The organism is Saxibacter everestensis (genome assembly GCF_025787225.1).
Lineage (GTDB): Bacteria > Actinomycetota > Actinomycetes > Actinomycetales > Brevibacteriaceae > Saxibacter > Saxibacter everestensis.
Genome location: NZ_CP090958.1, coordinates 842,144 through 862,908, shown reverse-complemented (window position 1 = coordinate 862,908; position 20,765 = coordinate 842,144). Strand labels below are relative to the sequence as shown.

15 protein-coding genes are annotated in these 20,765 nt (G+C 64.8%); 5 read left to right on the top strand and 10 right to left on the bottom strand.

Features of this window, described 5'->3' with window-relative positions:
- Positions 1 to 19 precede the first annotated feature (19 nt).
- The 4 genes from efeU to gatC all read right to left on the bottom strand — a co-directional run bounded on the left by efeU (position 20) and on the right by gatC (position 4,334).
- Complete coding sequence (gene efeU / locus LWF01_RS04235; protein WP_349639796.1) at positions 20 to 877, bottom strand: iron uptake transporter permease EfeU; 858 nt, start codon at positions 875 to 877, stop codon at positions 20 to 22.
- Positions 878 to 1,033: 156 nt separating this feature from the next.
- Positions 1,034 to 2,530, bottom strand: coding sequence for an Asp-tRNA(Asn)/Glu-tRNA(Gln) amidotransferase subunit GatB (gene gatB / locus LWF01_RS04230; protein WP_349639795.1), 1,497 nt, complete (start codon positions 2,528 to 2,530; stop codon positions 1,034 to 1,036).
- On the bottom strand, positions 2,530 to 4,038 hold the full coding sequence (gene gatA, locus LWF01_RS04225; RefSeq protein WP_349639794.1) for an Asp-tRNA(Asn)/Glu-tRNA(Gln) amidotransferase subunit GatA: 1,509 nt from the start codon (positions 4,036 to 4,038) through the stop codon (positions 2,530 to 2,532). Before gatA ends, gatB begins: the two co-directional genes overlap by 1 nt.
- Complete coding sequence (gatC, locus tag LWF01_RS04220; RefSeq protein WP_349639793.1) at positions 4,035 to 4,334, bottom strand: Asp-tRNA(Asn)/Glu-tRNA(Gln) amidotransferase subunit GatC; 300 nt, start codon at positions 4,332 to 4,334, stop codon at positions 4,035 to 4,037. Before gatC ends, gatA begins: the two co-directional genes overlap by 4 nt.
- 312 nt (positions 4,335 to 4,646) lie before the next feature.
- Between gatC and LWF01_RS04215 the strand changes: the two genes are divergently transcribed.
- From LWF01_RS04215 to LWF01_RS04200, 4 genes are read left to right on the top strand one after another with little or no spacing between them, the layout of a single operon-like run.
- Complete coding sequence (locus tag LWF01_RS04215) at positions 4,647 to 5,828, top strand: ABC transporter substrate-binding protein (protein ID WP_349639792.1); 1,182 nt, start codon at positions 4,647 to 4,649, stop codon at positions 5,826 to 5,828.
- Between the two features lie 9 nt (positions 5,829 to 5,837).
- Entirely contained in the window at positions 5,838 to 6,710 is an 873-nt protein-coding gene (locus LWF01_RS04210; protein ID WP_349639791.1) for a branched-chain amino acid ABC transporter permease, read from the top strand.
- Positions 6,710 to 8,797 carry a branched-chain amino acid ABC transporter ATP-binding protein/permease gene (locus tag LWF01_RS04205; RefSeq protein WP_349639790.1) on the top strand — a complete coding sequence of 696 codons (2,088 nt, stop codon included), beginning with the start codon at positions 6,710 to 6,712 and terminating at the stop codon, positions 8,795 to 8,797. Before LWF01_RS04210 ends, LWF01_RS04205 begins: the two co-directional genes overlap by 1 nt.
- The gene (locus LWF01_RS04200; protein ID WP_349639789.1) at positions 8,794 to 9,501 is read left to right on the top strand and encodes an ABC transporter ATP-binding protein; all 708 of its coding nucleotides are present in this window, start codon (positions 8,794 to 8,796) and stop codon (positions 9,499 to 9,501) included. Before LWF01_RS04205 ends, LWF01_RS04200 begins: the two co-directional genes overlap by 4 nt.
- A gap of 99 nt (positions 9,502 to 9,600) precedes the next feature.
- Here the strand turns inward: LWF01_RS04200 and LWF01_RS04195 are convergent, their stop codons facing one another.
- The 3 genes from LWF01_RS04195 to LWF01_RS04185 all read right to left on the bottom strand — a co-directional run bounded on the left by LWF01_RS04195 (position 9,601) and on the right by LWF01_RS04185 (position 14,162).
- Entirely contained in the window at positions 9,601 to 9,972 is a 372-nt protein-coding gene (locus LWF01_RS04195; protein WP_349639788.1) for a hypothetical protein, read from the bottom strand.
- A 133-nt stretch (positions 9,973 to 10,105) separates the two neighbouring features.
- Positions 10,106 to 12,331, bottom strand: coding sequence for an NAD-dependent DNA ligase LigA (gene ligA, locus LWF01_RS04190; protein ID WP_349639787.1), 2,226 nt, complete (start codon positions 12,329 to 12,331; stop codon positions 10,106 to 10,108).
- Positions 12,332 to 12,485: 154 nt separating this feature from the next.
- Complete coding sequence (locus LWF01_RS04185; protein WP_349639786.1) at positions 12,486 to 14,162, bottom strand: HNH endonuclease; 1,677 nt, start codon at positions 14,160 to 14,162, stop codon at positions 12,486 to 12,488.
- Between the two features lie 667 nt (positions 14,163 to 14,829).
- Between LWF01_RS04185 and LWF01_RS04180 the strand changes: the two genes are divergently transcribed.
- On the top strand, positions 14,830 to 16,125 hold the full coding sequence (locus LWF01_RS04180; protein WP_349639785.1) for an ATP-binding protein: 1,296 nt from the start codon (positions 14,830 to 14,832) through the stop codon (positions 16,123 to 16,125).
- Positions 16,126 to 16,210: 85 nt separating this feature from the next.
- Here LWF01_RS04180 and LWF01_RS04175 read toward each other — a convergent pair whose 3' ends face one another.
- The 3 genes from LWF01_RS04175 to mnmA form a co-directional block, all read right to left on the bottom strand.
- Positions 16,211 to 17,266, bottom strand: a complete 1,056-nt coding sequence (locus LWF01_RS04175; protein ID WP_349639784.1) for a uroporphyrinogen decarboxylase/cobalamine-independent methonine synthase family protein — start codon at positions 17,264 to 17,266, stop codon at positions 16,211 to 16,213.
- A gap of 92 nt (positions 17,267 to 17,358) precedes the next feature.
- Positions 17,359 to 19,389, bottom strand: coding sequence for a dipeptidyl-peptidase 5 (locus LWF01_RS04170; RefSeq protein WP_349639783.1), 2,031 nt, complete (start codon positions 19,387 to 19,389; stop codon positions 17,359 to 17,361).
- 129 nt (positions 19,390 to 19,518) lie between these two features.
- Positions 19,519 to 20,748, bottom strand: coding sequence for a tRNA 2-thiouridine(34) synthase MnmA (mnmA, locus tag LWF01_RS04165; protein WP_349639782.1), 1,230 nt, complete (start codon positions 20,746 to 20,748; stop codon positions 19,519 to 19,521).
- Between the last annotated feature and the right edge of the window lie 17 nt (positions 20,749 to 20,765).

The following is a 20,765-nucleotide window of genomic DNA, read 5'->3' as shown; positions in this document are numbered from 1 at the left end:
TCCTGGTGTGAGGTGATGGTTAGCCGGCCGCGGTGGCGGCGCTGGGCGTTGAAGCGGAAACGGAGGCCTGCCGCCGCCTGAGCGCGCCGACGATGAAGACCGTCAGGGTTATGCCGACGTAGAGCGTCCAGGCGATAGCCGAAAGCCACGTGGTTTCCGGGGTGAAGTTGAAGATTCCGCCGAGCAGGGTGCCGACCCAGCTGTCAGGCCGGATCACGTCGCCGATCTGGAAGGCGAAACTGTTCAGGCCGGGTAGCAGGTTGGCCTCCTGCAGGCTGTGCACCCCGTAGCTCAGGATTCCGCCCGCAATGAAGATCAGGAAAACACCGGTCACTGTGAAGAACCGGGTCAGGTTGATCCGCAGCATGCCGCGCTGCATCAGGAAGCCGAGCAGCACCGCACTGAGAATTCCCAGGCCGGCGGCGATGAAGGGCCGCACATCCTGCAGTCCGTAGGCGGTGGCGGAAGGCACGATGATCAATGCCGTCTCGAGTCCTTCGCGCGCTACGGAGACAAATGCCAGGCCGACCAGTCCCCATCCCGCGCCGCCGATCTTAGCGTCCACGCTATCCCGCAGCTCCGCGCCCATTTTCCGACCGGCCTCCGCCATCCAGAAGATCATCCAGGTGACGAAAACGACGGCGACAACTGAGAGGCAGCCCTCGAGAATCTCCTGGGCGCGGAACGTCAGCGTCTGGGAGCCGAAGGTGATGACCGCGGCGACGGCGATCGAGAGGATGATCGCAGCCCAGACACCAAGCCAGATCCGGCCCAGCACGTCGCGGCGCCCGACCTTGCCGATGTAGGCGACCAGGATGACCACGATCAGGGCGGCCTCCAGCCCCTCACGCAGACCGATCAGATAGTTTGCTAGCAACGATTCCCCGCCAGAAAGTTCGATAGGGCCGATAAGGCTAGGTATGCCTAACCAGATTGAACCTTAATACCGGCGGCGGGAAAGCACAAAGCGCGGCGGCAGTGAGATCCCTCACCGCCGCCGCGCCTGCGCCGGCTCGTATCTGACGACCGGCCGTCAGACCCCGAGCTTCTCCACGATCAGCTCACGGATCTTGGCGGCATCGGCCTTGCCGCGCATCTCCTTCATGATCGGACCGATCAGCGCTCCGATTGCCTGAACCTTGCCGTCCTTGATCTTGGCGACCACATCGGGCTGGGACTGCAGGGCACGGTCGATCGCCTCGCCGAGCGCCCCGTCATCTGAGACGAGTTCGAGGCCGCGCGCGGCGACCACCTCGCTCGGAGTGCCCTCCCCCGCGATAACGCCCTCAAGCGCCTTGCGCGCCAGCGCGTCGTTGAGCTTTCCGGCCTCGACGAGCCCGGCCAGTTCCGCGACGTGGGCGGGGCTGACCCCGAGGGCGCCGACCTCGACGCCCTGAGTGTTCGCCGATCGGGCCAATTCGCCGGACCACCATTTCCGGGCGGCAGCGGGCGTTGCACCCGCCGCGATGGTCTCCCCGATCAGCTCGCTCAGGCCGGCGTTGATGACGTCACGCATCTCGAGGTCGGTGTAGCCCCACTCGGCCTGCAGGCGCTTGCGCCGCACCGAACCGGGCTCGGGCAGGCTGGCCCGGATTTCCTCGATCCACTCCCGACTCGGGGCGACCGGTACCAGGTCCGGCTCCGGGAAGTATCGGTAATCGTCGGCATCGGACTTGACCCGCCCGGATGTCGTCACACCGGTGTCCTCGTGCCAGTGCCGGGTCTCCTGGGTGACTGTGCCACCGGCGGCCAGCAGCGCGGCCTGGCGCGAGACCTCGTACCGGACAGTCCGCTCGATCGAGCGGAAAGAGTTGACGTTCTTGGTCTCGGTGCGAGTGCCGAGCGGAGACTGCGGCGAATCGCGCAGCGAGAGATTCACGTCTGCCCGAACATTGCCCTGCTCCATCCGCGCCTCGGAAACGTCCAGGGTACGGAAGATATCCCGCAGAGTCTGTACGTAAACCCGGGCAACCTCCGGTGCACGCGCCCCGGCGCCTTCGATCGGCCTGGTGACGATCTCGACCAGCGGGACCCCGGCACGGTTGTAGTCGACCAGCGAGTGCACGGCGCCATGGATCCGTCCGCCGCCACCGCCGACGTGGGTGTTCTTACCCGCGTCCTCTTCCATGTGCGCGCGCTCGATCTGGACCCGGAACGTCTCGCCGTCGTCCAGCTCGATGTCGAGGTAGCCGTCGAAGGCGATCGGCTCATCGTATTGCGAGGTCTGGAAGTTCTTCGGCACGTCCGGGTAGAAGTAGTTCTTCCGGGCGAAGCGGCACAATTCGGCGATCTCGCAGTTGAGCGCCAGCCCGATCTTGATGGCGTACTCGACGGCTTTCCGGTTCAGAACGGGCAGCGCGCCTGGCAGGCCGAGCGATGTCGGAGTCACCTGGGTGTTGGGCCCGGCGCCAAAGCTCGCCGGCGCGCCGTCGAACATCTTGGTCGCCGTGCCGAGTTCGACGTGCACCTCGATGCCGAGAACCGGGTCGAAACGTTCGATCGCGGCGTCGTATTTCATCAGCTCAGTCATTACCTGGTGGCTCCTTCCAGTTCGGGAGCCCGATCAAGTAGCGGACCATTCCACTCCTTCTCAAGCAAACCTTCCAGCACCGCGCCAACGCGGTACAAACGATCGTCTGCCTTCGCAGGTGCCAGAATCTGGAAGCCCACCGGGAGCCCGTCATCGGACAGGCCGCTCGGCAGCGACATCCCGGGGATTCCAGCCAGGTTGGCGGGGATCGTGGCCACGTCGTTGAGGTACATCGCCATCGGATCGTCGAGCTTGGAGCCGATCGGGAACGCCGTCGTCGGCGCGGTGGGTGAGACCAGGACGTCGGCCTTCGAGAAGGCAGCATCGAAGTCGCGCTGGATCAGGGTGCGGACCTTCTGCGCGCTGCCGTAGTAGGCGTCGTAGTAACCGGCCGACAGGGCGTACGTTCCAATGATGATCCGACGCTTCACCTCGTCGCCGAATCCGGCGGCTCGGGTTGCCGCCATCACGCGTTCTGCCGTCACCGGCCCGTCTTCTGGCTCGACCCGCAGCCCGAAGCGCATACCGTCGAACTTCGCCAGGTTGCTGGAGGCCTCCGACGGCATGATCAGGTAGTAGGCAGATAGCGCGTAGTCGAAGGAGGGACAGTCGACTTCTACGACCTCGGCACCGGCGTCAGCCAACCGGTTAAGCGAGGCTTCGAAGCTGGCGCGTACGCCGGGCTGGTAACCCTCACCGGTGAGCTGCTTCACGACGCCGAGCCGCATGCCGCGCACGTCTCCGTGCCGCGCGGCCTCGACGAGGGCGGGAACCGGATCCGGAATGGAGGTCGAGTCCCGTGGGTCGTGGCCGCCGATGAGTTCATGCAGCAGCGCCGAATCGAGCACGCTGCGGGTTACCGGGCCGGCCTGGTCGAGGCTGGACGCCATCGCGATCAGGCCATAGCGGGAAATGCCGCCATAGGTCGGCTTCACCCCGACGGACCCGGTGACGGCGGCCGGCTGGCGAATCGATCCTCCGGTGTCGGTGCCGATGGCAAGCGGAGCCTCGTAGGCGGCGACAGCGGCCGCCGATCCACCGCCGGAACCGCCCGGAATCCGGTCCAGGTCCCAGGGGTTGCGGGTGTTGCCGTAGGCAGAGTGCTCGGTGGATGAACCCATCGCGAACTCGTCCAGATTGGTCTTACCGAGAATAGGCAGGCCGGCTTCGCGCAGCTTTTCGACCAGCGTGGCGTCGTACGGCGGAACCCAGCCCTCCAGGATCTTCGAACCCGCGGTTGTCTGCATGCCCTTGGTGACGACGATGTCCTTGACCGCGATCGGCACACCGGCCAGCGGATGCAGCGTCTCGCCCGCGGCACGCCGGGCATCGACATCGCGCGCGGTTGCCAGCGCCTCGTCGGCGGAAACATGGATGAACGCATTCACGTCCGGTTCGACCGCGGCAATCCGGTCCAGATGCGCGGAGGTGACCTGCTCGCTGCTCAGTTCGCCGGCGATCAGCTTCTCGGACAGCCGCGCAGCAGTCAGCCTGATGATGTCGCTCATTGTTCCTCCCCGAGAATCTGGGGTACCAGGAACTTGTTGTCCTCGGAGGCCGGCGCGCCTGCGAGCGCATCGGCCACAGGGAGTGTCGATTCGACGATGTCCTCCCGGAACACGTTGGTCATCGGAATGGGGTGGCTGGTTGCCGGCACGTCGGACTGGGCAACCTCGGCGACCTTCGCTATCGACCCGACGATGACGTCGAGGTCGCCGGCGAGCTTTTCCAGCTCGGCATCGGTCATAGCGATTCTGGCCAGCCGCGCGAGGTGATCCACCTCGGCGCGGGTAATGGCAGGCATAGGAACCCTTTCGGTTTCTGCGGTTCGTGAAGATACTGCGGCAATCGGGCAGAGGCCCTGCGCTTAGTAAAGTCTAACGAACGTCGATCATCGTCGTCCGGCACTGGGTGCCTGCCCGACCAGCGCGAAGCGGCTTCGCTGGTTACAACTCGATCTAGTTACCGGGGACCCGCCCGCTCTGCGCTTGCGATTGCGATCCACGTCACATAGCTTTTAGACGACGGTGAATAAGCGACTAACCGGTCGGTAATTTCATCTGGCAGCTGGAACCGCCGTGAACAGTGACGTTCACGGCCACTCAAGGAGTTTCCCATGAAGTGGTCTCGCTTACGTTTTGCCATTCCCGCAGCCATTGCGACTCTCGCGCTCGGGCTTACAGCCTGCGGTAGCAACCTTGGCGGGGACTCCGGTTCCGGTGACGAGGAAGGGCCGATCAAGATCGGTGCGGTGCTCGACATCACAGGGGTCGGAGCAAACCTCGGCGTACCGGAGCAGAACACGCTGAAGATGCTCGCCAAGAAGCTCAATGACTCGGGCGGCATCGATGGCCGCGAAGTCGAACTGATCATCAAGGACAACCAGTCGACCGAGGACGGCGCCGCCAAGGCAACCACCCAGCTGATCCAGGACGACAAGGTCAACCTGCTGATCGGCGCCTCCCGTACCGGACCGAGCCTGGCAATGCGCCCGATCGCCGAACAGAACAAGATCCCGCTGATCTCGGTCGCCGCGAACGCCTCGATCGTCGAGGGCTCGGAATGGGTGTTCAAAACAGCCCAGAACGACAACGTCGTGATCGAGCGAATTCTCGACGATGCGCAGGACAAGGGCTACAAGAAGGTCGCGCTGGCAAGAGACGCCACCGGCTTCGGCGAAGGCATCGCGGATCAGATCACCGCGATGGGCAAGGACCGCGGCATCGAGCTGACGGCGACCGAATCATTCGAGCCGAGCGCTACCGACTTCACCGCACAGATGACGAAGCTGCGCTCGGCCGATGCCGATGCGGTCATCATCTGGGGCATCACGCCATCCGCCGGCCTGGCACAGAAGGCCTACAAGCAGATCGGCGTCGACAAGCCGGTCTACCAGTCGCATGGGGTGGGCAACAAGGAGTTCTTCGACGCGGCCGGCGATTCCGCCGACGGGGTTATTGCGCCGATGGGCCGCCTGCTCGTCGTCGATCAGCTCCCCGCGGATGACAAGCAAGCGGACGTTATCAAGGCATACGTCGATGACTACAAGGCAGAATTCGGCAGCGACCCGTCGACGTTCGGCGGCCATGCCTACGACGCCTGGAACGTCGCCGTCGAGGCATTCAAGAAGGCCGGCACCGATCCGGAGAAGCTTCGGGACACCATCGAAAGCACAACCGGGCTGGTCGGCATCAGCGGGATTTTCAACTTCTCGAAGGAAGATCATTCCGGCCTCGACGCCTCGGCGCTCATTCTCGCAGTTGCCAAGAATGGCCGCTGGAACCTCGATAAAGTCTAACGGGCAGCTTTGTTCACGGACTTTCTGCAGCTGACCGCGGCAGGGCTGTCACAGGGATCGGTGTACGCCCTGCTCGCCGTCGGGCTGATTGCGATTTACAGCGTCCGGCACATCGTCAACATCGCGCAGGGCGAGTTCGCCTCGCTCGCCGGCCTCGGCGCCCTCTGGCTGGTTGCTGCCGGAATGCCGCTCGCCCTGGCGGTGGTCGTTGCCGTGCTATCGGTCACTGTCGTTGCCATTGCGATCGAGCGGCTGGTGATCGCCCGGGTCAAGAACATGACGACGCTGATCTCGATCATCCTGACGCTCGGTGTTTCGACGCTGCTGCAGGCCCTGATGCTGCTGCTGTGGGGACCGGAGGCCCGGGGCCTCCCCGCCTTCGCGGGTTCCAATATCGACCTGGCCGGGGTCAGCATCCGTTCCCAGGAATTGTGGATGCTCGGAGCCCTGGTCGTGGTCGGTGGCGGCGTGCTGCTGTTCTATGAGAAAACCCGATTCGGAAAGGCCCTGCGAGCGTGCGCCGAGCAACCGGTTGCGGCCCGGATCGTTGGCATCTCGCCCGTGCTGGCGTCGATCGCGGCCTTCGCGATCGCTGGGCTGTGCGGGGCAGTTGCCGGCGTCGTGTCGTCGCCGATCTTTCTCTCCAGCTGGTCGGGCGGCCTGCTGCTCGGGCTGAAGGGGTTCGTGGCGGCCGTGCTCGGCGGACTCGTGTCGTTTCGCGCCGCAGTGGTCGGCGGACTGCTGCTGGGAATGCTTGAGTCCTACGTCGCCGGCTATGTCGATTCGGGCTTCCGCGACGGCGTTGCCTTCTTCATCCTGATCCTGGTGCTGATCGTTCGCCCGGCCGGACTCGTCATCCGCCGTGCCGAAGCGAGGGTGTAATGACTACGAATCTCTCCCCCGAGGCGCCGAAGCTGACCAAGGCGCCGCCGAGTCTTGGCGCCGGGCGGTCACGGGCAAAACGCAGCAACCTGATCGGATTCGGCATTCTGCTGGTCGTCATCGTCGTCATCCCGTTCGTGGTGACGCCGTCGCTGATGAACATCGCCGTGTTCACGCTGATCTTCGCGCTTCCTGCCATCGGGCTGAATCTGCTGATGGGGCTCGCCGGTCAGGTGAGCCTCGGCCAGGCGGCATTCTTCGCCGTTGGCGCCTATACCCACGGGATCCTGCTGACCAAGTACGACGTGCCGGGACCGTTGGCGGCACTCATCGCGGTCGTGGTAGCAATGCTGATCGCACTGCTGGTCGGCCTGCCGCTGATGCGGCTGCGTGGCCACTATCTTGCGCTGGCCACCCTCGGGCTCGGCTTCATCGTGATGATCGCCGTCCGGGAGTCCGAGTTCACCGGGCGGACAACCGGCATCTACGGCATCGAACGTCCGGAGGTTTTCGGCCTGGTGATCTCCAGCAACGGACTGTTCTTCTGGTTCGTCGCCCCGTTCGTGATCGTGGCCCTGATTCTGGCGCTCAATCTGTCGCGCAGCCGGGCCGGCCGGGCACTGTCCGCGGTCAACGACTCCGAGCTCGCCGCCGAATGCCTCGGCGTCAGCACATACGCCTTGCGGCTGAAAGTGCTGGTTGTCTCCGCCGGGCTCGCCGGGCTGGGTGGAGTGTTCTATGCCTACCAGGTGACGATCGTCAGCCCCGAGATCGCCAACTTCCATTATTCGGTCGAGATGCTCCTGATGGTCGTCATCGGTGGCCTCGGTTCGGTCTGGGGAGCGCTGGCCGGTGCCTTCGTGGTCGAGCTGCTCGGCGAGGGGCTCCGCGACGTCATCCCGCTGTTGATCCCGAATGCCTCGGGCGAGGTGCAGCTGGTGGGCTATGGCCTGGTGCTGATCATCGTGATCATCCTGCTGCCTGGCGGACTGCATCAGGCGGTCACCTCGCTGCTGAAACGACGCCGATCGGGAGCGGATGGCGGGAGCGGCGCGAAGAACTCCCGTAGGCCGGCGGCAGCCACCGGCAGCACGTCGACGGGCGCCACTTCGGGAGCCACGTCGCCGGACGATCCGGGTGCCACGTCGGGAGCCGCTTCGGGCGCCACTTCGCCGGACGATCCGGGCGCCACGTCGCCGGACGCGGCATCCACTCCGAAGCACGCAGAGTCGGCCGATGCCGATGCCGATATCGCCTCGAGCCTGCCCACGATCAGCACACCGCTCGAACCCGGCGAAGTCATTTTACGAATCAGCGATCTGAGCAAGCAGTACGGCGGGGTCACCGCCGTGGACCATGTGAGCTTCGATGTGCCGGCCGGCCGAATTCTCGGCCTGATCGGGCCGAACGGCGCGGGAAAGACCACCTGCTTCAATATGATCAGCGGTGCGTTGGCGCCGACCACCGGCGAGGTCACCTTCCTTGGGCAGACCATCTCCGGTCATAAGCCGCACATCGCGGCCAACCGCGGCCTGACCCGGACCTTCCAGAACCTCCAGGTCTTCAGCTCGACCGATGTGCTCGGCAATGTGTATATGGGCCGGTACCGGCTGGGCCGGGCCGGCATTGTCCGCGGGATGCTGGGGCTACAGGGCTCCGAGCAGCGAGCACACCGGGACACCGCGACGTCGATTCTCGATGCCATGCGGCTTGGTGATGTCGCCGGCACGGAGGCAGCCTCGCTGCCTTTCGGACGGCAGCGAATGATGGAGGTCTGCCGAGCACTCGCCGCCGAGCCGGCATTGCTGTTGCTTGATGAGCCGATGGCGGGGCTCTCCGGGCACGAACGGGATATGCTCGCCGGCCTGCTCCGCAGCCTGCGCGACGCCGGTCTGACAATTGTTCTGGTCGAGCACGACGTCGCCCAGGTCATGTCGTTGGCGGATTCCGTCGCCGTGCTCGACGACGGGGTCCTGATCGCTCACGGTGATCCGGAATCCGTTCGCAACGACCCCAAGGTCATGAAGGCCTACCTGGGAACCGACAACGTCGACGAAGCGCGATCCGAGTTGGAGGAACTGTCATGAGCCTCGCTGTGTCACACCTTGAGGCCGGCTACGGCCAGCTGAACGTGCTGCATGATGTTTCGCTGCAGGTGGCCGATGGCGAAATGGTTGCGGTGGTCGGCGCCAACGGTGCGGGTAAGACCACCCTGCTGCGGGCGATCAGCGGTCTGATCCGGGCGACCAGCGGATCGGTCGAGCTCGACGAACAGCCGATCACCGGCAAGCCCGCCGAGCGGATGGCCGGGCTCGGGCTGACTCACGTGCCGGAAAACCGGTTGGTCTTTCCGACCCTCTCGGTGCGGGACAACCTGACGCTCGGCGCTTGGTCCAAGCGCGGCTTGGGGAGTTTCGAACAGATCCTTGAGCTCTTCCCCCGGCTGAAGCCACGCCTGGCCCAGGCAGCGGGCACGCTTTCCGGTGGCGAACAGCAGATGCTCGCCATCGGTCGCGGCTTGATGTCCAATCCGACCACGATAATCCTGGACGAGCCGAGCATCGGCCTGGCGCCTAAGGTGGTCGTGGAGATCATGGCCGTGCTGGGAAAGCTGCGCAGCGAGTCGAATCTGGCGGTGTTGCTCGTGGAACAAAATGTCCGCGCCTCGTTCGGCGTGGCCGACCGGGCAATCGTGATGCAGCGCGGTGCGGTCGTGCTGGAGGGAAGCCCCGCGGAACTCGTGGAGCTTCCGGAGGTTCGTGCCGCGTACCTTGGCGGGAGTGCAGCGTAGGCAGTCGAAGCCCAGCGCAGCGTAGCAGTCCAAGCCCAGCGCAGCGATCAGCCAGATCCGGGATCAGACAATGTAGCCCGGACTCAGCCAGATCCTAACTCAGCCGATGTAGCCGGCGATCTCGTTGCGGAATCGTTGAGCCTGCTCCGCGGTGACATGGCCGAAATAGACCGCCCTGGCCAGGTCCTCCTCGACACCGCTGAGCCGCGCGGATGCCGAGGCGTTCGACCTCTGGCGGCTTGGGCGATCTGCTGCCCGTACGGATGCGACTTGGACAGCGGTCTCGGCGGTAGTCTCGGCGGTGCGGTTTTGCCCCGCGGGGCGGACTTCGCTCTGGCCAACATGCCGGGCGGTCGTCGTCGATGCGGGGGCCAGAGCGGTTACCGCAGCGATAGCGCAGGCGGCTATCACTCCTTTGCTCACGGTCCGAGCCGCGATCAGGCTCTTGTGCATCGCCGATTCATGCTTCATGGCAGGATTTCTCACTTCTCATCCGCGGGGCCGGTGGTAATACCGACCTTCCAATACCCAACCTTTCAAGTGATGATGTGAACGAACTGGGCAATTGCCCGTGCAATTGCTGAAAGTCGTGATCACCCGTGGCTCAGACGGGATTCTCCGCGACCGCGTTCGCTGCTTCCGGACCGTCGTCCAGCAGCACGCGGAACCCGTCCTCGTTCAGCACCGGAATGCCTAGCTCGATCGCCTTGTCGTACTTACTGCCGGGCGAGTCCCCGACCACGACGAAGGAGGTGTTCTTCGAGACGCTTCCCGCCGCTTTCCCGCCGCGGCTCACGATAGCTTCCTTCGCGTCGTCGCGGCTGTAGGTCGGCAAGGTTCCGGTCACCACGATGCTGAGACCCTCGAGGTGGCGCGGAATCGAAGCATCTCGTTCGTCGACCATCCGGACACCGGCAGCGGCCCATCGTTCGACGATCTCCCGGTGCCAGTCCACCGTGAACCATTCCACTACTGCGGCGGCAATCGTCGGCCCGACACCGTCAACCGCACTCAGCCGTTCCTGATCGGCGTCGCGAATGTCCTCGAGCGAGGCAAACTCCTCCGCGAGTGCCCGCGCGGCAGTCGGTCCGACGTGACGAATCGATAGTGCGACCAACACCCGCCACAGCGGTTGTTCCTTGGCCTTCTGCAGTTCCTGGAAGAATTTTCGGGTGTTTGCGTTGGGTGCGCTGGGCTTCTTATCGGTGCCGCGGGAGTAGAAGTACGGCACGAGTTCTTTCTCACCGGTCAAAACGCCCTTCTTCCGCACCTCCCGCTCGATTTTCACGTCGGCCAGGTCTTCGATCTTCAGGTCGAACAGTCCCGCTTCGGTTTCCAGTGGCGGAGTTTCGGGCTCGGCCGGCGAAGTGAGTGCGATGGCGGCTTCCCAGCCGAGGGCTTCAATATCGAAGGCAGCACGCGATGCCGCGTAGAACAGCCGCTCACGAAGTTGCGATGGGCAGGAGCGTGCGTTCGGACAGCGGATGTCCTTGTCGCCGGCTTTGGCTTCCCGAAGCTCGGTGCCGCAGGAGGGGCAGTGAGTCGGCATGACGAACTCGCGTTCGGCGCCGTCACGCAGATCCACAACCGGTCCAAGCACCTCAGGGATGACGTCACCGGCTTTACGCAGCACAACTGTGTCGCCGATCAGCACTCCCTTGCGCTTGACCTCGTAACCGTTGTGCAGGGTCGCCATTTCTACTGTCGAACCAGCTACCCGCACGGGCTCCATAACGGCGAACGGTGTGACGCGACCAGTCCTGCCAACATTCACCTGGATGTCGATCAGCTTGGTGGTCACCTCTTCCGGCGGGTACTTGAATGCGATTGCCCAGCGGGGCGCGCGACTCGTGGTGCCGAGCCTGCGCTGTTGACTGAGCTCATCGACCTTGACGACGACCCCATCGATCTCATGGCTCACATCGTGGCGGTGTTCGCCGTAGTACTCGATGAAGGCATCAACGTCTTTAAGCGAATCGACCACCTTGTAGTACTCGCTGATCGGCAGACCCCATTCAGCCAGGAGCTCGTACGCATGGGACTGCCGGTCCAGCGGCGGCTGGCCCGGCTGACCTTCCCAGGCGGCGATGCCGTGCACCAGCATGTGCAGCGGGCGGCTGGCTGTTATCGCCGGGTTCTTCTGGCGCAGCGAACCGGCAGCGGCGTTTCGCGGGTTGGCGAAGGGCGGCTTTCCTTGTTCGACTAGGCCAGCGTTCAGTTCGCCGAAGGCTTCGATCGGGAAGAACACCTCGCCGCGGATCTCCACCTGACTGGGATAGCCCTCACCGGTGAGGCGGTGCGGAATGTCGGAGATCGTCTTGACGTTGGCCGTGATGTCCTCGCCGGTCCTGCCGTCGCCGCGGGTCGCCGCCCGGGTGAGCACGCCGTTTTCGTAGAGCAGGTTCACGGCGAGGCCGTCGATTTTCAACTCGCAGAGGTAGTCGCGCTTGGCATCACCCAGCTCGCGGGTGACGCGATCGTTCCAAGCGGCCAACTCATCCAGCGAGAACGCGTTGTCGAGACTGAGCATCCGTTCCAGATGGTTGACCGCGGCGAACGTCGACTGGTCGACGGCGCCACCAACGTTCTGGGTCGGCGAATCGGGTGTGCGCAGTGCCGGGTACTGGTCCTCCAGGGCTTCGAGCTTCTGCATCAGCTCGTCGAACTCCGAGTCGCTGATCGTCGGCGCCGCCCGCTGATAGTACGCCTCACGATGCTGCGTTATCTGCTCGGCAAGGCGCTGGGCCGTCTGGCGGACTTCGACGGACGGATCCTTCAATTCAATTTCAGCAACGGTTCTATTCTCAGCCACGGTTCTATACTGCCGCATGGCACTGACGATCCGAGGGTGCAACGGCTGAGTCTCCGCCTCTGCACCACTGCCGTGGATTCCTTCCCCAGTTCCGTCTCCCGGACGTGCGGTGGCCATACCAGTGGCAGTTCAGCTGCCTCATTCCAGCTGTTCGCTCATTCCAGCGACGGACTCATTCCAGCGGCAGTTCGGCCGGCGGGGCTGGGCCTTCGCTCCGGCGACGAGAGCGTCCGGTACGTTTACCACTCTGGCGTGCTCGCCGGTCACCCGCTAGTGAATCTCTCGTAGCGGTGCTCCCGGCTCGCCCTTCACCGGTAATCCTGTCGCCCGCGCGCCCGTCACCGGTAGTCCTGCTTCCAACGCAGTCTCCGTCAACTCCGCCGCCATCGCTGCTGCCGACGCCTGCGTCAACTTCCCCGGTATCACTACCGCCAACCCGATCATCGTCTGGGCTGCCTCTGGGTTTTCGGGGCTGTTGCCGGCTGGCATGGTGTCGAAACTGGTGTTCGCCGATCAACACACCATCGGCGCTAGTGAAACGGAAGCCACCCGGGACCGGGGTGATCACCGTCCTGGTCGCGTGGATCAGGTGATGGTGAAAGGAACACAGCAGCATCCCGTTATCCACACTCGTCGAACCCTGACCGGCCGCCCACTCGTCAATGTGGTGCCCGTCGGTGAACTGGGCCGGCATCCCACACGCCGGCCACGCACACCCACCATCCCTCAAATGCAGGGCCTTACGCAGCGAACCGGTAAACGTCCGGGAATCCCGGCCAAGATTCACCGGCTGATTCTCCGCATCCAGCACCGCACGCATCACCACCGAATCACACAGTAGAACATCCAACTCCACCGGCGGCACCGGAACCCCATCACCCAACACCGGAACCCCACCAGCCCCGGCAGTAGCGGCGGTGGCTGCGTTATCGGCGTCAGTAGCCGGGCGCATGAACGCGCTGCCAGCCGCTGCAGCAGCGGCGTTACCGGTAGCGACATCGCTCCCGCCGGTCGGCACTCCTGCCGCCCCGCTACCGGCGGTCGCGCGTTGCGCCTGCTGGTGTTTCTGCCGGTGTTTCCAGTGCTGCCACGCGGCCCACTGGCCCTGGGTCAGGGTGACCATCACATGCGGGCGGACCTGCCCACCCGGCTTAAACTCCCCAAGATTCAACAACGCCGACGCCAGAGTCTCCAAGGCATCCGCCCGTAACTGATCCGGCGACCGCCCATCCCCGGCCCCCGGCCGCGACGACGCCGCATTCAACGCGACCGCGAGTTTCTCCCCCGCGACCGGGTCCAGCAACGCCTCCAACACCACCCCGCCACACCGCTTGAACACCCGCGCATACCGACGCTCACGCACCGCATCCTGACCCCGCTGCAACGCCGCCACATCCACCGCAGCCAGCCGATGCCTCAACGACTTACCAAACACCCCGGCATCCGCACCCTTCGCGCCTCGCAGCAGTTCTACTTGGCCCTGCGGGCTAGTCAGTGCGGCGCGTTGCGGGGCAGAGGCGTGCTCGAACTGCCGGGACACCACCCGGACATGCTCCCCACTCACCTCACCGGACTCCAACGCCTCCCCCAACGCCGGAAGCTCCGCCAACACACGAGACACCGCCAGATCCGCCTTCGCCTTCCCGTACCCGGACTTCGTCTGTTTCCCCAGCCACGACTCGATAGACCGCTCGCCGTCGCCCTGCCAGTCACCGGAGCGCTCCTCGGCCGCGATCAGCCGTGCCTGCACCAACTCCAACAACCCAGCCATCTCCCCAACCACCCGCAGCGCGTCCCGCCGCGTACCCCGATCCCAAGACGACATCACCACGGCAGACGACCGAGACACCTCATCAGCTAACGCCCGCGCGAGGACAGCAAACGGCGACCCGCCCGCCACCTGCCCAGCCGTCACTGCCCTCACCCCCTTCCCGCCATCGAAGCCAGCCCGTAGAAACACGGTCCCTTACTTCTACTTCAAACGTATCCTTCAGCACTGACAGTGCCTCAAAACCTGGCTAATAGCTTCATCAGCATGAGACCGTTGTTTTGTCTGCTTGTGTTCTATTGCTAATCGTACGACACGACACTGACAGTCGCCTCGAACTCGGTAGTGTTGGCGGAGGACCCGCTGGCCAACTATGGGAGCGATGACAAGTAACCGCACACAAAAACGGCCCGTGAACTCCCGCAGGCCGGCATTGGTGGGCGCCGTCCTCGTCGTGATTGCGGACCGTCGCGCGGTCCGAACACGCCAACCCAGCCCCGAACCCGGCCAGCCCCGAACCTGGGCACTCAGGCCCGAGCACGAACTGGAATCCGACCAACCAGACGCAAACAGAACGGTCCACTGTCCCGCGCGATCGACATTCACGGCGTCGTCCTCGACTCGAGACGGTGGACCGTTCCGCGAGCCGACTGTGCCATGATGCTTCCACATGATCGGCAATCGGCCGTGGCAATCGGCAGCGGCAGCGGCAATCGGCAGCGGCAGCGGCAATCGGAGGAGTTCTTAAATGACAGGGTGGCACATCAGGGACTTCCACTCGGCCGATATGGACGCGATCCTGCGGCTGTGGGAGGAATCTCGCTCGGCCGGAGCCGAGCCGGTGTACGCACTGGCCGAGGTGGTGGCGTCGTGTCAGAAGGACCATGCCGTAGTAGCCGTGCACGGCGATCTGATCGTTGGCGCCGCGGTGGCTCGCGCGGCACATGACCAGGGCTGGATCGTGTTCTTCGGCATCGACAATCAATGGCGCAAACGGGGAATCGGCAGTGCCTTGCTTGCCGCCGTCGAGAGCAGAATGACGCCGCACGGGCTCGCAAAGCTGTCAATCCTGATGCCGGACACCGAACAGCGCCTGGATGCCTTGCTCAACGCTGGTTTCCAGGACAAAAAGCATCTCCGCTATTTCGAGCGTGAAATCCCAGTCCAGGGCCAGGAGATGGGGTTGCTGGGTGAACTCGGCGGCAGGCTGATGCCGCGGAACCTCTGGAACGGCGTCGGGGGAATGCAGCGGGAAAAGGAACTGCTCGAACGGCGCCTGGTCCTGCCGCTGTCCAATCCCGACCTGGCCCAGCAGTACGGGGTGGTGCCGCCGCGCGCGGTTATGCTCTTCGGTCCGCCCGGCACCGGCAAGACGACGTTCGCCAAGGCGATTGCATCCCGGCTCGAGTGGCCGTTCGTCGAAGTGTTTCCATCCCGGCTGGCCGCCGACTCGAAGGGACTTGCCGGAGCGTTGCGGGAGACGTTCCTGGAAATCGCCGGTCTGGAGCATGCCGTCGTCTTCATCGACGAGGTTGAGGAGATCGCCGCCCAACGTCAGGGCGAACCGCCTTCGCCACTGCAGGGTGTGACAAACGAGCTACTGAAGATCATCCCGGCGTTCCGCGACCAGCCCGGCCGACTGCTGGTGTGCGCGACTAACTTCATCCGCGCGCTGGATTCAGCGTTCCTGCGCCATGGCCGGTTCGATTATGTCATCCCGATCGGCCTGCCCGACGAGGCCGCGCGTTATGCGATCTGGCAGCGCTATACCCCCGAAGGGGTGTCCGCCGACGTAGATCTGGACCTGCTGGTTGCCAAGACAGATGGCTTTTCGCCGGCAGACATCGAGTTTGCGGCACGGAAGGCGTCGCAACATGCCCTGGAGAAGGCCGTATACGGGCAGCAGGACGGCGGCAGCACGGCTAATGCGGCCGGGCCGTCCAACGACGACTATCTGGAAGCCATCGCTCAAACCCGTACCACGGTCTCGGCCGAGGTCGCACAGCAATTCCGCGACGACATCGAGCGGATCGCCCGGCTCTAGCAAACACCGCCCTGGCAGCCCCCGGCTGGCCCCGATCGCCCGGCTCTAGAAGAACGCAGCCCCCGGCTGGAGCAAACTGTCGCGCCTACCCCTCGTGTGCGGCTTCGCTGAGTGCCCGGCGCACAGCGACAAGGCCTGCCAAGGTTCGGCGAGCCGCTGGGACGCTGCCGGCGGCCAAGGATCCGGCGTTCATCAGCACGATGTCGTCAAGCAGCATCAGCGGCAGACCCAGCTCCCGCCAGGGCCGGCGCACAGCGTCGACACCGGCGGTTACTGCGGTTTTCGGGTTCGACTCTCCGCTCGGTATGCCTGCCCACAACCGGGTTCCGGATCCAACTATCCGGGCGACCGATTCCCAGCGCGCAACGTTCAGCTCGGGCAAATCAACAGCTATCGCATCCGCGTCGGCGCCTGCGGCGAACTCGATCATCGACCTCGGACCGTCGGCGGACTGCCATTCGAGTGCCTCGGCACTGCCCGCGAGCCGCATCGCCACGGTTGAGGCGCCGGCGGTCCGCAACCGCTTCACTACCGAGCGCAGACCCAGCTGAGCGTGCTGCTCAGGAACCGAAGGCAGCCGGCCGAACCCGGAGACGGTTGGCAGGCGTCCGCTGAGAACGTGCGATAGCGCCGTCTCTTCCAACCGCACAACGATGTCGGCATCCGGCACCGCGTTTCGTACCCGGCTGATGAAGTCCGCAACGCCTTCCGCGTATGACTGCAGCACATCTCGCCTGGCTCCCGGATCCACGACGACTCGTTCGCCGCGGCCCAGCCAGAGGTTCGCCGTCAGCGACCATGGCCCGAGCACCGTCAGTCCGAGCGGTCCCGCATACCCCTCGGCGAACTCGGCCAGAGTGTCGATATCCCGGTTGCGGATCGCCGCGGTGCGCCTGGCATCCTTCCCGGCATGGTCGACGATCCGCCAGCCGTGCGGTTGCATATCCACGTGCAAGTCGACGAGCAGTCCTGCGGCATAACCTGCGAGGTCCGCACCCGGCCCGCGGGATTCAAGCCGCGGCAGGAACGGCATCGGATAAGCGCTCTCCGACACTGGCACACCGGCGCCAAGCTCACCGAAGACGATGTTGTGCGCCTCTCGGACGTCCGTTCCCGGCCATGAGCCGTCGGCCGTTACCACTGCTCGTTTTTCGGCCGCGGCAAGACTCGTCTCAGAGCCCGCGTCAGCGCCAGCAGAGCCCGCCCCAGCGCCAACAGCGTTCCGCAATCCGTTCATCGGGACAACTCCAGAACCGGGATGTCGGCCGGCACAAAGCCCATCACCTGACCGTAGAACGACAGTTCGGCTTCACGCGAGCTGATGATGTTCTCGGCCTTCCGGAAGCCGTGTGATTCTCCCGGGTAGGCAAGGTAAGCGTGTGGAATGTGCTTCGCCTCCAGCGCTTCCTTGAATCTTTCGGCCTGCGATGGCGGCACAATCGGGTCGTCCAGTCCCTGCAGTAGCAACACCGGGCAGCTCAGGTTCTCGACGTTGTTCAGCGGTGCACGAGAAACGTACAGTTCCTCGGCTTCCGGCCACGGTCCGATCAGCCCGTCGAGGTAACGAGATTCAAAGTCATGGGTTTCGAGTCGGAACTTTTCCAGCTCCGCGACGCCGAAGTACGAGGCGCCACAGGCGAACGCGTCCGAGGTCGTCAGCGCGGCCAGCACGGTCCAACCGCCGGCTGAGCCGCCCTCAATCGCGAGGCGGCGCGGGTCGGCAAGCCCGGCCTCCGCTAGGCCAAGCACCGCAGTGACCGTGTCTTCCACGTCGACGATGCCCCACTGTCCCCTCAGCCGCTCCCGATATTCCCGGCCGTAGCCGGTCGAGCCGCCGTAATTGATGTCGATGACGCCGATTCCACGCGAGGTGAAGAAGGCATACGTCATGCTGAGCAGTTCGGAGACGTGACCGGTCGGGCCGCCGTGCACAAAGGCAATATACGGCGGCAGCTCGTCGTCGAGCCCCTGGTAGCCCGGATTGCGCGGCGGATACACGAAGGCGTGCACTTCACGATCACCCCGCTCCGGGCCGCCGTGGAACGTCATCGGCCTGGCGACCGGCAGATACCCGGGATCAGGCAGGTCATCCACGCCGGCCCGGCACAGCGTTGCGACCCCGCTGGCCAGGTTCAGCTGGTACAGACCAGTCGCAAGTCTGGCGCTTCCACCGAGCACAAGCGCTGAACTCCCATCGGGACTCACATCGGCGAGGGCAACGCTGGTCAGTTCGGCCGCGAGGTCGCTGGCCGTCCCGGTTTCCGGGTCGAGCAGCACCAGCTGACTGGTGCCAAGGGTCTTCGTCAGCAGCACCCGCCCATCGGCGAGCACTGAGTACCACCGGCTGCCGAGCGTCCACAGCGGACCGCCGATTTCGGCCGGGAGTTCGTAACGCGGTCGAAGCGAATGCTCGTAATCGAAGGACTCCGGGCGAAGTTCGAGCTCATATAGATTCCACCAGCCGTTGCGGTCGCTGATCACGTACAGGGAATCGTCGTCGATCCACTCCGGCTGCAGCACCGACTCGGTTGCCGAACCGATCAGCGCCTGCGGTTCGGCAACCGAACCGTCCGGCCCGATCGCGCCAACGCGCAACTCGGTGCCGTCCCACGGCATCTGGGGGTGATCCCAGGCGATCCAAGCCAGTTTCGAACCGTCCGGCGACAGACGAGGAAAAGCCAGGAAGCGCGAACCGGAGACAACAGACAGTATCGATGTCGGGTCGTCGGCGGCGGCTCCGTCCAACGGCACCGTGCAGATATCGCGAACCAGTTCTCCATCGGAATGGGTCTCGCGCACGCACCAGATCAGCTGGCCATGCACGGCGAGTTCGGCGAACCGGAAGCCATGACCGGCGGGTGTCAGCGCGACCGGTTCCGCCGCTCCCGGATCGAGCCGGTACAGGCGCTGGTCACTGAACTCGGCGAATACGAGTGTCGGCCGGGCATCCTGGACGACAGCCCAGGCACCGCCGCCGTATTCATGCACCCGGCTGCGGGCATTCCATGGCGCCGGGAGTACGTCGACGGCTACGGTCTCACCAGCCTCACCCGCGTCCTGGGACTCCCCTGGCCGCGCCTCACCGACGTCCCCTGGCCGAGCGAAACGCCGGATGGCGGTACGGCCCGCTTCGCTGGGTCGCTGCTCTGCCCACCAGACCTCGTCGCCGGCAAATACCCCTCCGCCGACCGGGTGTCCGCTGCCGGCAAGATCGGCGGCACTAATCGGTGACTTCCACGATCCGTAGGCTGCTTTGACGCTCATTGCTCCAGCTTACGGATGCCGCGAACCGAAACTGCACCGACTTCGCTCACAGCCGACACGCGATGCACCGACACGCGGTCAGGCACCACGGACACGCGGTCCAGCGGACACGCGATCCCGCCGAAACGGCTACGCCCCGAGCCGCTCCAGCGAATGGGCCGCGTCGATCGTTGCCTGGCCGAGGACGCGCGTGCCCTGGTACAACACCAGAGTCTGCCCCGGTGCGACACCGCGCATCGGCTCGTCCAGGCGCACAACGATTCGCTGGCCGGCGCTCCGCTCCCTCGGCATCGCTTCATCGTCAGGGTCCGCTTCCCCGGCCGTAGCCGGGCTGGGTTCCTGAGCGGAAGGCTGCCCGGTGCGGGCTGTTTCGGGTTCGCCATCGAGCCAGGCGCGGGCCGGCACCGGATCGCCGTGAGCGCGCACCTGCACCAGGCATTCAATAGCGCTCGCTTCGCCCTGACCGATATCGCGCGGAACGGTTCCGCACCAGCTGGTGCGGATACCCTTCATCTCGTCGACGGCGAGCAGCCGTTCCGGCCCCACGACGACGGTGTTGTCGTCCGGGCGCACCTCAAGCACGTAGCGCGGCTTGCCATCTGCGGCCGGACGGCCGAGTTGCAGTCCGCGTCGCTGTCCGACTGTGTAGGCGGTGGCGCCGTCATGCTCGCCCACCTGCTCGCCCGATTCATCTACGACGGCACCGGGTCGCATCGGGATCTTGTCCGCCAGCCAGGCCTTGGTATTTCCGTCCGGAATGAAACAGATGTCGTAGCTGTCCGGCTTGTTCGCTACCGCGAGGCCTCGTTCGGCCGCCTCTGCCCGCACATCGGCCTTCGATGCCGATGCACCGATCGGAAAGTAGGAGTGCCGAAGCTGTTCGGTCGTCAGCACGCCGAGCACGTACGACTGGTCTTTGTTCCAGTCCGCGCCACGGTGCAGCTCAGGGTTACCCTCGGCGTCGTATTTCACCTCGGCGTAATGACCTGTCGCCACGGCGTCGAATCCGAGCGCGAGCGCCTTATCGAGCAGGGCGGCGAACTTGATCCGTTCATTGCATCGCATGCAGGGGTTCGGGGTGCGACCGGCCGAATACTCGGCGATGAAGTCGTCCACGATGTCTTCTTTGAACCGCTCGGAGAAGTCCCACACGTAGTACGGAATGCCCAGGATGTCCGCGGCCCGATGCGCATCGCGTGAGTCTTCGATAGTGCAGCAGCCACGGGATCCGGTGCGGAGCGTTCCGGGCATCCTGGACAGCGCCAGGTGCACACCGACCACCTCGTGTCCGGCGTCGACCGCTCGGGCGGCCGCGACCGCGGAGTCAACTCCCCCGCTCATTGCCGCAAGTACTCGCATTACCGCCTCCTGTCGTC

Coding starts and splice junctions, on each gene's coding strand:
- LWF01_RS04215 (WP_349639792.1), top strand. CDS start 4,647: ATGAAGTGGTCTCGCTTACGTTTTGCCATTCCCGCAGCCATTGCGACT.
- LWF01_RS04200 (WP_349639789.1), top strand. CDS start 8,794: ATGAGCCTCGCTGTGTCACACCTTGAGGCCGGCTACGGCCAGCTGAAC.
- LWF01_RS04205 (WP_349639790.1), top strand. CDS start 6,710: ATGACTACGAATCTCTCCCCCGAGGCGCCGAAGCTGACCAAGGCGCCG.
- LWF01_RS04195 (WP_349639788.1), bottom strand. CDS start 9,972: ATGAAGCATGAATCGGCGATGCACAAGAGCCTGATCGCGGCTCGGACC.
- gatB (WP_349639795.1), bottom strand. CDS start 2,530: ATGACTGAGCTGATGAAATACGACGCCGCGATCGAACGTTTCGACCCG.
- gatC (WP_349639793.1), bottom strand. CDS start 4,334: ATGCCTGCCATTACCCGCGCCGAGGTGGATCACCTCGCGCGGCTGGCC.
- gatA (WP_349639794.1), bottom strand. CDS start 4,038: ATGAGCGACATCATCAGGCTGACTGCTGCGCGGCTGTCCGAGAAGCTG.
- LWF01_RS04170 (WP_349639783.1), bottom strand. CDS start 19,389: ATGAGCGTCAAAGCAGCCTACGGATCGTGGAAGTCACCGATTAGTGCC.
- LWF01_RS04180 (WP_349639785.1), top strand. CDS start 14,830: ATGACAGGGTGGCACATCAGGGACTTCCACTCGGCCGATATGGACGCG.
- ligA (WP_349639787.1), bottom strand. CDS start 12,331: ATGCGGCAGTATAGAACCGTGGCTGAGAATAGAACCGTTGCTGAAATT.
- mnmA (WP_349639782.1), bottom strand. CDS start 20,748: ATGCGAGTACTTGCGGCAATGAGCGGGGGAGTTGACTCCGCGGTCGCG.